General features: G+C 72.2%; 13 protein-coding genes. 8 read left to right on the plus strand and 5 right to left on the minus strand.

Going from position 1 to position 15,543, the window contains the following annotated elements:
* Window positions 1-41 precede the first annotated feature (41 nt).
* The 3 genes from nuoN to V1633_RS22340 all read left to right on the plus strand — a co-directional run bounded on the left by nuoN (window position 42) and on the right by V1633_RS22340 (window position 3,749).
* Window positions 42-1,598, plus strand: a complete 1,557-nt coding sequence (gene nuoN / locus V1633_RS22330) for an NADH-quinone oxidoreductase subunit NuoN (RefSeq protein WP_331216377.1) — start codon at window positions 42-44, stop codon at window positions 1,596-1,598.
* Window positions 1,599-1,699: 101 nt separating this feature from the next.
* Complete coding sequence (locus V1633_RS22335) at window positions 1,700-2,698, plus strand: polyprenyl synthetase family protein (RefSeq protein ID WP_407952083.1); 999 nt, start codon at window positions 1,700-1,702, stop codon at window positions 2,696-2,698.
* A gap of 268 nt (window positions 2,699-2,966) precedes the next feature.
* The gene (locus tag V1633_RS22340; protein ID WP_331216333.1) at window positions 2,967-3,749 is read left to right on the plus strand and encodes a DUF1963 domain-containing protein; all 783 of its coding nucleotides are present in this window, start codon (window positions 2,967-2,969) and stop codon (window positions 3,747-3,749) included.
* A gap of 71 nt (window positions 3,750-3,820) precedes the next feature.
* Here V1633_RS22340 and V1633_RS22345 read toward each other — a convergent pair whose 3' ends face one another.
* Window positions 3,821-4,996: an MFS transporter gene (locus V1633_RS22345; RefSeq protein WP_331216334.1), complete on the minus strand. Its 1,176-nt coding sequence runs from the start codon at window positions 4,994-4,996 to the stop codon at window positions 3,821-3,823.
* 153 nt (window positions 4,997-5,149) lie between these two features.
* Here V1633_RS22345 and V1633_RS22350 point away from each other — a divergent pair, with 153 nt between their 5' ends.
* Window positions 5,150-5,932: an IclR family transcriptional regulator gene (locus tag V1633_RS22350; protein WP_331216335.1), complete on the plus strand. Its 783-nt coding sequence runs from the start codon at window positions 5,150-5,152 to the stop codon at window positions 5,930-5,932.
* 187 nt (window positions 5,933-6,119) lie between these two features.
* On the opposite strand, the gene V1633_RS22355 is transcribed toward V1633_RS22350, so the two are convergent.
* Window positions 6,120-8,246 carry a PhoX family protein gene (locus tag V1633_RS22355; RefSeq protein WP_331216336.1) on the minus strand — a complete coding sequence of 709 codons (2,127 nt, stop codon included), beginning with the start codon at window positions 8,244-8,246 and terminating at the stop codon, window positions 6,120-6,122.
* A 282-nt stretch (window positions 8,247-8,528) separates the two neighbouring features.
* Here V1633_RS22355 and V1633_RS22360 point away from each other — a divergent pair, with 282 nt between their 5' ends.
* The 4 genes from V1633_RS22360 (at window position 8,529) to V1633_RS22375 (ending at window position 11,617) form a co-directional block, all read left to right on the plus strand.
* Window positions 8,529-9,044: a sigma-70 family RNA polymerase sigma factor gene (locus V1633_RS22360; RefSeq protein ID WP_331216378.1), complete on the plus strand. Its 516-nt coding sequence runs from the start codon at window positions 8,529-8,531 to the stop codon at window positions 9,042-9,044.
* Window positions 9,041-9,727 carry an anti-sigma factor family protein gene (locus V1633_RS22365; protein WP_331216337.1) on the plus strand — a complete coding sequence of 229 codons (687 nt, stop codon included), beginning with the start codon at window positions 9,041-9,043 and terminating at the stop codon, window positions 9,725-9,727. Before V1633_RS22360 ends, V1633_RS22365 begins: the two co-directional genes overlap by 4 nt.
* Window positions 9,728-9,785: 58 nt before the next feature.
* Window positions 9,786-10,583 carry a MerR family transcriptional regulator gene (locus V1633_RS22370; RefSeq protein WP_331216338.1) on the plus strand — a complete coding sequence of 266 codons (798 nt, stop codon included), beginning with the start codon at window positions 9,786-9,788 and terminating at the stop codon, window positions 10,581-10,583.
* A 116-nt stretch (window positions 10,584-10,699) separates the two neighbouring features.
* Window positions 10,700-11,617 carry a hypothetical protein gene (locus V1633_RS22375; protein WP_331216339.1) on the plus strand — a complete coding sequence of 306 codons (918 nt, stop codon included), beginning with the start codon at window positions 10,700-10,702 and terminating at the stop codon, window positions 11,615-11,617.
* Between the two features lie 84 nt (window positions 11,618-11,701).
* Here the strand turns inward: V1633_RS22375 and V1633_RS22380 are convergent, their stop codons facing one another.
* The 3 genes from V1633_RS22380 to V1633_RS22390 form a co-directional block, all read right to left on the minus strand.
* Window positions 11,702-12,241 (minus strand): GNAT family N-acetyltransferase, encoded by a 540-nt coding sequence (locus tag V1633_RS22380; RefSeq protein ID WP_331216340.1) that lies wholly within the window; start codon window positions 12,239-12,241, stop codon window positions 11,702-11,704.
* Window positions 12,242-12,398: 157 nt separating this feature from the next.
* On the minus strand, window positions 12,399-13,997 hold the full coding sequence (locus tag V1633_RS22385; protein WP_331216341.1) for a glycosyltransferase: 1,599 nt from the start codon (window positions 13,995-13,997) through the stop codon (window positions 12,399-12,401).
* Window positions 13,994-15,412, minus strand: a complete 1,419-nt coding sequence (locus V1633_RS22390) for a glycosyltransferase family 4 protein (protein WP_331216379.1) — start codon at window positions 15,410-15,412, stop codon at window positions 13,994-13,996. Before V1633_RS22390 ends, V1633_RS22385 begins: the two co-directional genes overlap by 4 nt.
* Window positions 15,413-15,543: the final 131 nt, after the last annotated feature.

The raw sequence follows: 15,543 nt of genomic DNA on the forward strand, positions 1-15,543 counted from the left end.
GCCGTCGTACGGCCCCCAGTCGCGAACGTAAGGAAGGTCCGATAATGGACTTCAAGCTTCCGGCGATCGACTACGCGGCACTCGCGCCGATCCTGATCCTGTTCGGGGCGTCCCTGCTCGGCGTCCTCGTCGAGGCGTTCGTGCCCCGGGCCCGGCGGCATCTGGTGCAACTCGTCCTGGGCCTGCTCGCCGTCGTCGCCGCGCTGGTGATGGTGGTGCTGAACGCCGACGACCGGGTGATCACGATCGGCGGCGCGGTGGCGGTCGACGGGCCGACGCTCTTCCTGCAGGGCGCGATCCTGGTACTGGCCGGGATGTCGCTGCTGCTGATCGGCGAACGTACGGTGCAGCGGGGCGGCGCCTTCGTGGCCCACGCCGCGGTCACCGTCGGCTCCGCCGAGGACAGCCGGCAGGCCGAGAAGGAGAACGGGCTGACCGAGGTCTACCCGCTGACCCTCTTCGCCGTCTCCGGCATGCTGCTCTTTGTCGCCGCGAACGACCTGCTGACGATGTTCATCGCGCTGGAGGCGTTCTCGCTGCCGCTCTACCTGCTCTGCGCGCTGGCCCGCCGCCGGCGGCTGCTGAGCCAGGAGGCGGCGCTGAAGTACTTCCTGCTCGGCTCGTACGCCTCGGCGTTCTTCCTGTTCGGCATGGCGCTGGTCTACGGCTTCACGGTCGGTGCGGGCAACCAGGGCGGCGGGGTCGACTTCCAGACCATCCGGGACGCGGTCGGCAACTCGACGGCCAGCCCGATCCTGCTGCTCGCCGGGCTCGCCCTGCTCGCCATCGGTCTGCTGTTCAAGATCGCGGCAGCGCCGTTCCACGTCTGGACCCCGGACGTCTACCAGGGCGCGCCGACCCCGATCACCGCCTTCATGGCCGCCTGCACCAAGGTCGCCGCGTTCGGTGGTCTGCTCCGGCTGCTCTACGTCGCGTTCTTCGGGGCGAACTGGGACTTCAAGCCGGTCCTCGGCGTCATCGCGGTTCTCACCATGCTGGTCGGGGCGGTGCTGGCGGTCACCCAGACCGACATCAAGCGACTGCTCGCGTACTCGTCGGTGGCGAACGCCGGCTACCTGCTGGTCGGCGTCCTGGCGCTGTCCCGCGACGGCCTCTCCAGCACGATGTTCTACCTGGTGGCGTACGGCTTCACGGTGCTCGCCGCGTTCGGTGTGGTGACCCTGGTCCGGGACGCCGACGGCGAGGCGACCCACCTGTCCCGCTGGGCCGGGCTGGGCCGCCGTTCCCCGCTCTACGCCGGTGTGTTCACCCTCGTCCTGCTGGCCTTCGCCGGTATTCCGATGACCAGCGGCTTCACCAGCAAGTTCGCGGTCTTCGGGGCGGCGCTGGACGCCGGGCAGTCCTGGCTGGTGATCGCCGGTGTGCTGACCAGCATGATCCTTGCCTTCCCGTACCTGCGGGTGGTGGTGATGATGTGGCTCTCCGAGCCGGGTGACGCCACCCCGACCGTCTCGCTGCCGGGTGGGCTGACCACCGCGGCGCTGATGATCGGCGTGCTCGCCACGCTGGTGCTCGGGGTCGCCCCGGCGCCGCTGCTCGATCTCGCCAACGGTGCCGCGGAGTTCGTGGGCCGATGACCGGTTCCCCCGCACCCGCGCCGTCACCGCCGGCCTCCCCCCACCGGGTGATCGCCGAAGCGTGTGGCATGGTTGAGGGCGTGGGGGGAACGGCTGACGGGATGACGGCGCTCGGGCTCGACTTTGTCGATGAACAGGTTGAGGCTTCGGTGACCCGGGTGCTCACCGCGGTGGAAGCGCAGCTGCTGAGCAATGTCACCAGCGCCGATCCGTTGGTGACCGAGGCCGCCCGGCACCTGCTGGACGCCGGCGGCAAGCGGTTCCGGCCGCTGCTGGTCGCGCTCGGCGCGCAGTTCGGTGATCCGGACGCTCCTCAGGTGGTGCCGGCTGCGGTGGTGATAGAGCTCACCCACCTGGCGACGCTCTACCACGACGACGTGATGGACGAGGCCCCGGTACGCCGGGGCACACCGAGCGCGAACCTGCGGTGGACCAACTCGGTGGCGATCCTGGTCGGCGACTTCCTGTTCGCCCGGGCCGCGGACATCGCCGCCGACCTCGGCACCGAGGCGGTCCGATTGCAGGCCCGGACCTTCGCCCGGCTGGTGCACGGCCAGATCGCCGAGACGGTCGGGCCGCGTGACGGCGTCGACCCGGTCGCGCACTACCTGGAGGTCATCGCCGAGAAGACCGGCTCGCTGATCGCCACCTCGCTGCGCTTCGGCGGCATGTTCGGCGGCGCCCCGGCGGAGTACACCGAGGCGCTGGCCGGGTACGGCGAGACCATCGGAATGGCCTTCCAGCTCTCCGACGACCTGCTGGACATCGCCTCCGAATCGGTGCAGTCGGGTAAGACCCCCGGCACCGACCTGCGGGAAGGTGTGCCCACCCTGCCGGTGCTGTACGCACTCGCCGCCGACGACGGCGACGCCGCCTCGGTCCGGCTACGGGAGATCCTCGCCCAGGGGCCGGTCACCGACGACGCGCTGCACGCCGAGGCGCTCGGCCTGCTGCGGGAGTCGCCGGCGATGAAGCGGGCCTCGGAGACCGTACGCAGCTACACCGAGGAGGCTCGCGCCCGCCTCGCCCCGCTGCCGGACGGTGCCCCCCGGCGGGCTCTGGAAAGCCTCTGCGACTTCATGGCCGACCGCACCGGCTGAGGTGTAAGGAAGGGCCCCCTATCAACGTTTTCGGTATAGGAAGGGCCCCCTGTTAACCACCCCGCGTCGGCTCGCCCGCCGACGACGGACCAACCCGCCCCGACGACAGACCGGCTCGGCTCGCCGCCGCCGACGGGTCGGCCCGCCCCGGCGATGGACCGGCTAGGCTCGCCGGCACGACTGACCGGGTCGGTTCTCCGGCGAGGATCGACCCGGCTCGGCCTCCGGCGGGGTGGTACGGATCGGGACGCCGTGTTGTGATGTCGACGTGGATCTTCGAATCGCACTTGATCGGTTCCGGGACGCCGCCGTCGCGCGCTTCGGCGAGCCGGCGGGCTCCCAGTTGGCCGCGCTGGCCCGGCCCGGCTTCGAGCTGGAGGAGGTCACCGACGAACGCGCCGCGACCGGTCGGTGCGCACTCGGCGGCCCGGCACTGCTCGAACCCGGCACCCCGTGGCCGGAGTACGACGGCTTCCCGCTGAGTCTCCTCGCCGTACTGGACACCGGGGCGCTGGCCGGGTGGCTCGGCGAGCACCTGCCCCGGCCGGCCGGACTGCTCAACGTCTTCATCCTGGAGCCGGCGCGGGGTGTGTCGTACCCGCCGGGGACGGACTTCGCCGACCCGCGCTGGCTGCGGGTGCTCCCGGCCGATCCGGCGCGGGCCGTACCGGCGCCGACCCCGCCGGGCGACGCCGCCGTCTTCGACCACAGCCCGCTGTCCGCCGTACCACTGCTGACCATGCCGGACGTCTGGAGCGAGGCGGTCCGCGGCGTCGACTTCGGCGACGAGCACCCGATGGCGGTCGCGGACGCGCTCGAAGACCTCTACGCCTCCTGCCCCGAGATGGGCGAGCTGTCGACCGGCGCTTCGGCGTTCGGCTGGCCGGTCGGCGAACTCGGCTCGATCGTGAACTGGGAGGACAGCCACACACACCTGTTGACACTCACCGACGGCCCGTCAGAGGTTCCGACGCTGTACTTCTCGATCCCCACCGAGGCGTTCCGGGCAGGTGACTTCAGCCAGGCAGTGGTCACCCAGGAGACGTACTGAGGTGGCCGGGGGCGCGCCGGGGCCGCGCGGGGCGGGTCGCCGGGTCAGGACTGTTAACAGGGGGCCCTTCCTTACACCCGGAGGAGGCGGCGGCCGAGCAGCATGAAGGTCGCGGCGATCAGCATCGCCACCGCAGCGGCCAGCCACATCGTCGGGTACCCGAAGTGCCCGGCGGTCGCGCCGAGCCCGAGCGGGCCGAGGCAGCCGCCGGCGTACACCCCGGTCTGGGTGATCGAGGTGGCGGCGGCCGGTGCCTGCGGGTGCAGCCGGACCACCGCGAAGTTCAGCAGTCCGGGCCAGGCCCAGCCGATGCCGAAGCCGAGGGCGACGCCGACGATCAGCGGCACGGTGCCGCCCAGGGTGAGCAGGGCCAGCCCGCCGGCACCGACGACCAGCATGCCGGCGATGACCGCGACGTGGCCGCCGCCGCGCCGGTCGGCCCACCAGCCGGTGCCGACCCGGCCGAGCAGGCAGAGCGCGCCGCCGAGGGTGAGCATCAGGCCGGCGAGCCCGGGGGAGAGACCCCGGGCCACCGCCGAGTCGACGACGAACGCGCCGAGGGCGTTCGCGGAGGCGGCGGCGAGGGTGGCGGCGGCGCCGAGGGCGACCAGGGCGCCGGTGGGCCGGCCGCCGCGTTGCCGGGTCGCCCGGGCGGCCGGCGTCCGGTCGCCGGGTACCAGCGGCAGGGTGGCCAGGGCCAGTCCGGCGGCGATGACGAACGCCCAGCGCCAGCCGATGGTCAGCGCCACCGCCGGTACGGCGGCACCGGCCAGCAGGGTGGCGGTCGGGATGGCGGACTGCTTGATGCCGAAGGAGAGACCCTGCCGGCCGGGCGGTACGCCCCGGGCGAGGGCCGTGTTGCTGGCGAACTGTCCGAGCGTGTTCGCTCCGGCGCTGATCGCTAGCAGGCCGACCAGGGAGGCGTACGAGCGGGCCAGGGTGGCGATGGCGAGGGTGGTGACGGCGGCGAGCAGGATGCCGGCCCGGGCGACGACAACCGGGCCGTACCGCTCGACGAGCGCACCGGACGGGATGGAGGCGAGCGCGCTGACGCCGAAGTAGACGGCGACGGCGAGGCCGAGCCCGGCCGGTGAGAACCGGAGTTCGTCGCCGAGTTGTACGGCGAGCCCACCGACCAGGAAGACCGGTAGGACGCAGGCGACGGTGGTGGCGGTGGCGCCGAGCACGGTCCGGGTGGGGTGGGCGAAGGTGGCGGGAGGCGGGGACGTGAGAGGTAATTCGGCCATTTGCGACGAGCCTACGCGAGCCGCCCTTATGAACCGTTCGTGTCGGTGGGTGCACACACGGTCGCTGTAGATCTGGCATCCTCGATCCGAACGGGCATTTCGCTGGCGCCCGGTTTTTCATATTCTGTAAGTCCCCCGGCGTCGGAGGTGGTTGTGCGCGACCCCTTGGCGGAACCTTCGGACCTGATCCGCAGCGTGTCGCGCGCCCTGCGCGTGCTTGAGGCGGTTGGACGGGCACCGAAGGGTCTGACCGTGAAACAGATTGCCCGGCGTTGCGAGTTGACCGTGGCGACCACGTACCACCTGGTGCGCACCCTCGCCTACGAGGGCTACGTGATCAGACGTGAGGACGGCACCTACATCGTCGGGCTGGAGGTGGCCGACCGGTACCGCGAGCTGGTGACCGCGTTCCGAGGGCCGCCGGCGGTCGGCGAGTCGCTGCGGCGGGCCGCCTCGGAAACCGGGTACAGCCACTACCTGGGTCGGTTCGTCGGCGGCCAGGTGGCGCTGACCGCGCTCGCCGAGGGACCCCGGTCGCCGTACCTGGAAGACCTGGTGCCCGGTTTCGACGAGGGCGCGCACGCCACCGCGCTCGGCAAGGCGCTGCTCGCCACCCTCACCCCCGAGCAGCGGTTCCGCTACCTGCGGGAGTACGGCATGCGACCGTTCACCCCGCAGACCCTGGTCGCCGCCGACGCCTTCGAGGCCGACCTGGCCGCCGGGGAACGCCGCGGCATGCAACTGGAACTGGGACAGTTCCGGTCCGGGGTGGCGTGTGCGGCCGTACTGGTGGCACCGGACAAGGACATGGAGCGGCGTACGGTGCTCGCCTGCGCGCTGCCGGCCGCCGAGATGATGACCTCGGCCCGGGTGGTCCGGGCCAAGCTGCTAGCGGTGGCCCGCGCCGTCGCCGACGGCCTCGCCACCGAACCCTGACCCCGGGGTACGTCGGAGCGCCGGTCCCGGTGCGGCGCCGGTCCGGAACGCGGCGCCGAACCCGGCGCCGGCGGCCGGTGCCGGTGTGCGGGTCCGGCGGGCCGGGTGCGACGGAAGCGGCCTCCGGCCACCCCACGGCAGGGGTGACCGGAGGCCGGATGACGGACGGGACGCCGGCCGGACGGGCTCAGCTGCCGACCACACCTCCGTCGAGCCGCCAGGTGACCACCACGCCCGGCTTGGCGAAGTCCCCGTCCGGCCAGTTCGAGGCGGGGTTCTCCAGCGAGGCACCGGTGATCTCACCCGGGTGCTGGACCGCCACGAAGACCGAACGGTTGTCCGTGGTGATGAACGGCCCGCAGGTCTCGGCGCCGAGCGGCACGGTCAGGAACTGCTTGAGGTGGCCGCGCTCCGGGCCCTCGATCGCGGTCGCGAAGAGGCCGTCGTTGCTGCCCAACGCATTGCCGTCGGTGGAGATCCAGAGGTTGCCGGCGCCGTCGAACGCCACGTTGTCCGGGCAGGAGATCGGCGACACCCGGGTCTTGTCGTAGCCGGCGAAGAAGGTCGACGGGTCGGTCGGGTCGCCGCAGACGATCGGCACCGACCAGGCGAACGACTCCGCGGTGTTGTCGCCGCGGTCCTCGACCAGCTCCAGCACGTGCCCGTGCTTGTTGTTGGTCCGCGGGTTCGCCTCGTCCGCCTTCGGGTTGCTGCCCACCCCACGGTTGGTGTTGTTGGTCAACGCGACGTAGACCTTGCCGGTCAGGTGGCTCGGTTCGACGTCCTCCGGGCGGTCCATTTTGGTCGCCCCGACCGCGTCGCCGGCGAGCCGGGTGAAGGTGAGCACGTCCGCCGCGGTCATCCCCGGGACGTACGACGTGTTGCCCCGGACCAGCCTGATCCACTTGCCGCGACCGTTGAACGCACCGTCGGCCGGTACCGTGCCCGAACCGTCGATCTCGTCGGCGCTGGTGTAGTCGAGCTTGGCGACGTACAGGGTGCCGGACTCGAGCAGGCTCAGGTTGTTCTTCCGGGCGGCCCAGGAGTCGCCCTTCATGAACTTCTTGTCCGAGACGAACTTGTACAGGTAGTCGAACCGCTCGTCGTCACCCATGTACGCCACCACGTGCCCGCTCTTCGCCACGATGACGTTCGCGCCCTCGTGCTTGAACCGGCCCAGCGCGGTGTGCTTGCGCGGGGTGGCCTCCGGGTCGAACGGGTCGACCTCGACGATCCAACCGAACCGGTGCGCCTCGTTCGGGTGCTTCGCCAGGTCGAACCGGGCGTCGGCACGGTCCCACTTGCGGCTGTCGGCGGGGTAGCGGGCGGTGGTGCTGATGCCGTACCGGGCGAGCTTCGGCTTGAGCGTCTCCGGGGCGGCGTCGGCGCCGACGAAGTACTGGTTGAAGTTCTCCTCACCGGAGAGGACGGTGCCCCACGGGGTGATGCCGCCGGCGCAGTTGTTCAGGGTGCCGAGCACGCTGCGACCCTGCGGGTCGGCCTTGGTCCGCAGCCAGGCCGAACCGGCGGCCGGGCCGGTGAAGGCGAACTTCGTCCAGGCGGTGATCCGCTTGTTGTACGGCAGCCGTCCCTTGCGGACCGGCTTCCACTGACCGGTCTCGTCGACCCGTTCCAGCTCCACCACGGACAGGCCGTGCGCCGCCATCGCGATCCGGATCTGCTCCACGCTCAGCGCGTCGAGGGTGGTGAAGTTCGGGAACATCAGGTTTTCGTTGGTGTACTCGTGGTTCACCACCAGCAGCGCCCGCTCGCCCCTGCGGTCCAGCGGCAGTACGCCGACGAAGTCGTTGTTGTAGCCGAACTGCTGCGCCTGCCGGTCGGCGGTCTGCCGGTGCACGTCCAGACCGGGCGCGCCGGGCAGCACCGGGTCACCCCACCGGATCACCACCGAGTGGTCGTACCCGTTCGGGACGACCAGGTTGTCGAGCTTGTTCGGCGGGATCGGCTTGAAGGTGAGCGCGCCGTTGCCGGAGCCGGGCCGGGCCGGGGTGAAGCTGTCCACCTCCGGCAGCGCCGGAGTCGGGTCGCCCGGGGCGGCCAGGGCGGGAGAGCCGGTCAGCGCGCCGGCGGCGGCACCGCCGAAGCCGAGCACCAGGGCGCCGACCGCGCCGGCCCGGACCACGCCCCGCCGGGTGACCTCACCGTTGACGACGTCACCGAAGTACGGGTTGTCCGACTCGTTCGGCACCGGGTGTGCACAGGCGTTGCCGCAGCGGTAGATGCAGGTCATGGCGCTACGGCCGCCGTGTCCGGTGTGGCCGAGCAGGGGAAGCAGCCGGGGTCGCTCGCTCATCGTCATGGAGCCTCTCTGCTGGTCGAGGGATCCACCCGGACGGAGAACGGGAGTGCGGGCGGATGCCAGCGGACGCTAGGAGCGCGGCATGATCGAAGACCGGCCCTCGGGTGAAGCGGAGGTGAACAACGTCTCAGGAGCGGCAGGTTCAGCCGTTCGGCGTTGAACCGCTCGGCCGTACGTTCCGTGGGAACGGGCGGAGGCAGGTTGTGGTGGTCGGCCGTCGGTTCGATGGGAACGGGCGGGGCAGGTTGTGACGGGCAGCGGATGTGAGGTGGCACCATCAGCGACCAGGACGCCGAACTGCTGCGCGCCATGCACTCCGAGCACGCCGACGCGCTGCTCGGGCACGCGCTGCGCCTGATGAACGGCGACCGGCAGCGGGCCGAGGATCTGGTGCAGGAGACCCTGCTCCGCGCCTGGCGGCATCCGGAGGCGATGGACCCGGACCGTGGCTCGGTCCGGGCCTGGTTGTTCACCATCGCCCGCAACCTCGCCATCGACGCTTGGCGCAAGCGGGGCTCCCGGATCGGCGAGGTGGTCACCGACGACCTTCCCGAGCCGCCGCCGGTGGTTGACGAGGCGGACCGGGCGGTGGAGGCGTGGACGGTCGCGGAGGCGCTCAACCGGCTCTCGGCGTCCCACCGGGAGGTGCTGGTGGAGTGCTTCTACCAGGGCCGTTCGGTGACCGAGGCGGCAGCCCGGCTGGGTATTCCACCGGGCACGGTCAAATCGCGGACGCACTACGCGCTGCGATCTCTACGTCTGATACTCGCCGAGATGGGGGTGACCGGGTGATGCGGTGTGAACACGCCCACGACGATGGCGCGTACGTGCTCGGTGCCCTCTCTCCCGCCGAGCGGGCAGCCTACGAGCGGCACCTCGCCACCTGTGCGACCTGTCGCGAGGCGGTCGCCGAGATCGCCGTACTGCCGGGTCTGCTGGGGCGGCTGGATCCGGCCAACCTGGACCGGATCGCCGTGCCGCCGAGCGGGGAGGAGCGGCTGACGGAGCTGCTCGACGCGGCCCGGGAACAGCGTCGCCGGGAACGGCGTAACGCCCGGGCTGTCGGGGTGGCGCTGGCTGCCACCGCGATGGCCGTGGTTGTCGCCCTCGGCCTGGCCTGGCCCTTCGACCGGGGCGACTCCGGCACCGGGGTCGAGGTCCGGATGGTGGCGATGGAACCGGTCCGGGGCGGTGTGCCGGTCACCGCCGAGATCGGCTTCGACGGGACCCGGTGGGGCACCGTGGTGACGATGCGCTGCCAGTACGCCGAGACGGCCGACTACACGAAGGCGTACACGTTCCGGCTGGTGGCGCACGGGCCGAACGGCGAGACGGAGCAGGTCGGCTCCTGGCTCGCCGCACCGGGCGACGACGCCACCTTCACCGGGGTGACCCGGTTCACCCGCTCCGAACTGGTCCGGTTGGAGCTTCTCCGGTACGACAACACCCCGCTGCTCGCCTACGACGTGCCGTAGCCGGCTGCCGCTCGTACCGGGTTGACCTCGCCCCTGGGGAAGGGTCCAGGCTGACCGGGTGAACGATGTGGAGCTGATGCTGCCCGGCGAGTTCGGGGCGGCCACCCGGCTGTCGCCGAAGGCGTTGCGGCTCTACGCCGAGCAGGGCCTGCTGGTGCCGGTCCGGGTCGATCCCGGCACCGGGTACCGCCGCTACCACCGCGACCAGGTGTCCCGGGGGCGGCTGATCGGGCGGTTGCGTGGGCTGGGGCTGTCCCTGGCCCGGGTCGCGACGCTGTTGCCGCTCGACCCGCCGGCGCGGCAGGCGGAGCTGCGGGCCTGGCTCGCCGCCCAGGAGGAGCAACTCCGGCGGCGGCGGGAGTTGGTCGAGGCGCTCGCCGACGCCGACCGCCCGGTCGCCGGTACGCCGATGCTGCGGGCCCGGCCGGAACGCAAGTTGCTCTGCCGGGAACAGCGGACACACGTCGACGGACTGTCGGACTTCGTCGCCGACACGGAGCAGCGGATCCGGGCCCGGCTGCGGGCGGCCGGACTGTCGTCCGACGGGCCGACGCTGGTGTACTTCCACGGCCTGGTGACCCGGGACAGTGACGGCCCGGTCGAGGTCGCGATCGCCTTCACCGGCTCGGTGGAGCCCGACGGCGACCTGCGGGTACGGCTCTCGCCGGCCGGGACCGACGTGTTCCTGCCGGTAGCCGGGGTCGACGCGGACTTCCCCGACGTCCTGCGGGCGTACGACGCGGTGGAGGTCTGGCTCGACGCACAGCGGCTGACCTGCGTCGGTAGCCCGGTCGAGATCTGGCCCGGTACCGGCGGCGCCGCCGTCGACGTCACCTACCCCGTCGCGACCGGCTGAGCCCCGCCCCGCCCCGAGGCCCTGACCTGACGTTCTGACGTCTCGCCCTGACCTGACGTTCTGACGTCCCGCCCTGACCTGACGTGACGTCCCGACCTGCCTGGAGGAAGCTGACGATGCATCCCTACACCGGTTCCGGACCGTACTGCTATGCCAACTCACTGGCCATGGTGCTCGGCGCCGCCGCGCCCACGCCGTCGGTGATCGAGGTGTTGACCGGTTCGCCGTTCGGCTTCGAACTGCTCGCCGGACGACTGCCGCTGTTCGACCCGTACGGCTGGGACCCCGATCGGGGACTCGACGACGCGATCGGGCTGCTCGGCTGGACCTGCCACCGGCAGGGCTCGGACGACGCGGAGCAGGCCCTGGCGCTGTTGCGCGACGCGGTCAAGGTCGCCCCGGTCCTGGTCGGTCCGGTCGAGATGGGGCTGTTCCGGCACCAGCCCGGGATGACCGGCCCGATCGAGGCGGACCACTTCGTCGAGGTGCTGGACGTCGACGCCGACCGGGTCACCTTCCACGACCCGCAGGGCCACCCGTACGCCACCCTGCCGACCGGGGAGTTCCTCGCGGCGTGGCGGGCCGACACCATCGGATACCGGACCACGCCGTACACGATGCGCAGTGACTTCGTGCGGGTCCGGGAGATCTCCACCGAGGAGGCACTGCGGGCGGCGCTGCCCGGGGCGGTCAGCTGGCTGCGCGGCTTGCACGACGTTCCGGTACCGCCCGGCACCGTCGGTGGTGCCGCCGCGGTCGAGTTGCTGGCCGAGCGGCTCGTCGCCGGGCTGGATCCCGAGGTGCACGGATTCCTGGCCCACTTCGCGATCCGGGTCGGCGCCCGGCGGCTCAGCGACGCCGCGACCGCCCTCGCCGGACTCGGGCTCGACGCCGCCGCCACGGTGGCTGCCCGGCAGGCCCGGCTGGTCGGCAGCCTCCAGTACGACGTCGTGGCCGGCGACACGGCCTCGGCGGCCGGCACGTTGCACCGCCTCGCGCCGACGTACGAGGAACTCGCCACCGCGCTCGGCTGACCGGCCCGGCTGCGCGGCGCGGTGCTCGGCGGGGCCGGCGGTCCCGGTACCGACCGGGACTTCCGGTCCCTGCCGGGTCACCGGTCAGCGCACGGACTGGTGCCGGACAGGGCCGCCCGGAATCCGTGTGTCTCGTCGTTCCGGGTCGAGTTCCTTGCCGTAGCTGACCTCGACGTAGGGACCGGTGCGGTACGCCGGGATCTCGACGTAGCCGTGTCTGAGGTACAGCGCCCGGGCCCGGGTCAGGTCGAGACGGGTGTTGAGCACCATCCGGCTGGCGCCGAGCAGTCGGGCCTGCTCCTCCAGCAGCCCCAGCAGCAGCCGACCGCCACCGTGGCCCCGGAACGCGGGACGTACGTAGACCCGGGTCAGTTCGGCACGTTCGGCGTCCAGCATCAGCACTCCGCCGCAGGCGGCCGGCGTACCGGCGTACCGTCCGACGACGAACTGGCCGGTCGGTGGCGTGAGCAGCGGCGCGTTGTCGCCGGCCAGCCCCTCGTCGACCTCCGCCGGGGTGGCGGGTCGCTGCCAGTAGCTGCTGGCGACGTCGGCGTAGTAGTCACGGCGCAGCAGGGTCGCGTCGGGCGAGTCGAAGGCTTCCGGAGCCAGGGTCCAGGCGGTCACGCGCCTTTGTAGCCCCGAGCCGCATTCCCTGGCCAGCGAGTTTCGCCCCGCCGCCCCGGACGTTCGCGCTGACGTTCGCCGGTCCGGCGCCACTCGCGGGTCCGCTGCCGTTCGCCCGGCCCCGCTGCCGCTCGCGGGTCCGCTGCCGTTCGCGGGCTCAGCGGCGGCGGAGTTTCTGGCGCAGCCGCGCGGTGACCCGGCCGGGGGTGACCGGCACGACGGAGATCATCAGCCGGCCGGACTCGTCCCGGACCGGGGTCAGCACATAGAGGCGGGCGCCGCGCCGACGTACCAGCGGCACCGCCCCGGCCAGCCGGGTCGCCCGCAGCGCGGCCGCGCCGCCGGCCCCGTTCGCGCTGTTCGCGCCGAGGGCGCGGGCCGGGTCGAAGGCGCCGATCTGGGCCGACACGATCCGCCGCCGACCGGTCGGGCCGCTGCCCGCGAGCAGGTCCTCGGCGCGGAACCGGATCCGGAGCCGGGTACCGGCCGTGCCGTCGGCGGTGACCACCGTCTCCGCCGGGATCTCCTCGGCACTCACCGTCAACGCGTCGGTCCCGGCCGTCGTCAGTTCCGGCAGCGGGCTGTACGCGCGCAGCGTCAGCACCCGCCGGCCCTGCTCGTCGGTCTCCCAGCCCAGTTCGGTGACGTCGAGTTTCGCCGACCACTCCGGAACGGCGGTCACCTCGAAACAGCTGTCCGGCAGTCCGCGCGCCGGATCCCGGAACCCCGGGTACGCCGCGTACCGGCGGTGTCCCTCGACCACGGTGGACGGTACCCCGACCTCGGCGTCCTGTCGGAGCACCGCGAGCAGGTCGTCGAGTTGACCGTCCCGGGTCAGGGCCAGCCGGATCCGGGTCTCCGCGCCGAGTTGGTGGCCGATCTCCTCGGTCAGGTACGCCCCGACCAGCCGCCCGACCCGGGCGTGGATGGCCTGCTGGGTGTCCCGGTCGAGGCGGAGCAGGTCGTCCTCGACGAGCTTGGCGATCTCGTGGTCGAACCGGCGGGCCATCACCGCGTCCCGCTGCTTGCCCGGCTCGATCAGGTCGGCGATGAACGCCATCAGGGTCTCGATGGTGTCCAGCCGCTCCAGGTGGCGGCTCAGGTAGGTGATGTTCGTGGCGCTGAACCGGCGTACCGCGTAGTAGAACTCGTAGTCGGCGAGCACCGAGATGCGCCGGGCCCGGTAGCAGGCCTCCAGGGTGAACGGCAGGTCGCTGGCGATCCGCAGGTCCTCCCGGTAGCGGATGCCGTGCCGTTCCAGCAGTTCCCGTCGGAACAGTTTGGTGTTCGCCAGCGAGCGCGGCAGTGGGGAGTCGAAGAGGCTGAGGTCGGCCTCGTTGCGGGCGAAGATGTCCTGGTAGATGTGCCGACTGTTGACCCCGACCACCTTGCCGAGCACCACGTCCGAGTCGTACGTGTCGGCGGCGGTGACGAGCCGTTCCAGCGCCTGGAGGCCGAGGTGGTCGTCGGCACCGACGAAGAAGACGTACCGGCCGGTGGCGACGTCGAGGGCGCGGTTGCACGGGCCGGCCGGCCCGCCCGAGTTCGGCTGGTGGATGACGGTGACGACGTCGGGGTGCCGTTCGGCGTACCGGTCCAGTTCCCGGCCGCTGCGGTCGGTCGACCCGTCGTCCACCGCGACGATCTGCAGCCGGTCCAGGCCGATCGTCTGCTCCAACAGCGAGTCCATGCACCGGGTCAGGTACGGCATCGTGTTGTAGACCGGCACCACGACCGTGACATCCGGGGTCCTCATCGGACGTTCGCCTCCACGGTCGGTGCCTGCGGAACCTGCTCCGCCGTGAGCAGTTCGCGGTAGAGCGCGTCGAGCCGGCGGGCCTGGGCGTCCCAGGTCCAGCCCGGCAGTGGCGAGTCCGGCCCGTCGTAGACCGCCCGGTAGCGCGCCGGGTCGGCGAGGACCGCCCGGACCGCCCGGACCAGGTCGGTCACGTCCCGGGCCCGGAAGACCTCGCCCTGGCCGGTGGCCCGGACCGTCTCCGCCATCGTCCGTACGTCGCTGACCACGATCGGCAGTCGGGCGTGCGCGTACTCGAAGAACTTGGTGATCAGCGCGATCTCGTGGTTGGGCCAGTGGTGCAGCGGGATCAGTCCGACGTCGGCGGAGGAGAGGAACGGCACCACCTGCCACGGCGACACGTAACGCTGGACGTGCACCCGGTCCGCCACGCCGAGCCGGCTCGCGGCGGCGACCAGGTGACGGACGTACGGCGCGTGCGGGTCGCCGACGACCAGGGCCAGGTGCACCCCGGGCAGTTGGGGCAGCGCCTCGACGACGGTGTCCAGACCGCGCTGGACCGCCGCCGAACCGGCGTAGACGAGCAGTGGGGTGGATCCGTCGAGTCCGCAGAGCTGCCGCAGGTCCGGCACTGCTCCGTCTCCGCCGTCGGCGGCCGGTGTGACGGCGGGCGCGTTGAGGATGACGCCGGGCCGGGCGGGCAGCGTGTACTCCCGCCGCAGGAGGTCGGCGAGCGCCTCGGAGACCGTCACCACCGCGTCGGCGTACGGCGCGTACTCGCGTTCGTAGCCGAGGTGGGCGGGGAGCCAGCGGGCGTTGTCCCGGCGTGGCCTGGCCCCCGGCAGGAACTCGTGCGCGTCCCAGAGCAGCCGGACCGGGCGGCCGGCGGCGCGGGCCCGCTCCCGCGCCCGGGCACCGACGCCGAGCATCCGGAAGTCGTGGGCGTGGATCAGGTCCGGCGCCAGTTCGTCGATGACCGGCCCGAAGGCCCGTTCGTAGTTCCACAACCCCGGTTCGAGTCGCCGCCAGGCCCGGTCGCCCTGGACGGCCCGCCAGAGGCGGACCTGGGCGTGTTCCAGCGGCCGACGGGCCAGCCGTGCGGCCCGCAGCGGCAGTCCGCCCCGGGCGAGCAGCCACTCCCGTGGCGAACGCCGGGTCCGGCCGGTGCCCACGCCGCTTCCCTGCGGCGGGACGGCCGGGGTACCGCCACCCGACCGGACGGCACCGGCTGACGGGGCGGCGGGCCGGGCACCCGGCATCGGGAGCAGCCGGACGAGTGCCGGGCCCAGCCACCAGCGCTGTTCCCGGTCGGTCGGGGAGCAGCCGAGCAGTGTCACGTCCCAGCCGGCCTCGGCGGCCGAGCGGGCGGTCTTCTGGACCCGGGAGTCGCCCTCCACGCCGTTGTCGACGAGCATGACGACGCGGCCACGGGCGCCGCGCACCGCCGCCGTACCGTCATTGGGTTCCATGATTCTCCGATTCCCGGGATCCCGACCGAAATCTCCGGCGAGTGTACGGCAACCTATTGAACGGTGAACCCGGGTGC

This window comes from Plantactinospora sonchi (assembly GCF_036422035.1).
In the GTDB taxonomy this organism is placed as follows: Bacteria; Actinomycetota; Actinomycetes; order Mycobacteriales; family Micromonosporaceae; genus Plantactinospora; species Plantactinospora sonchi.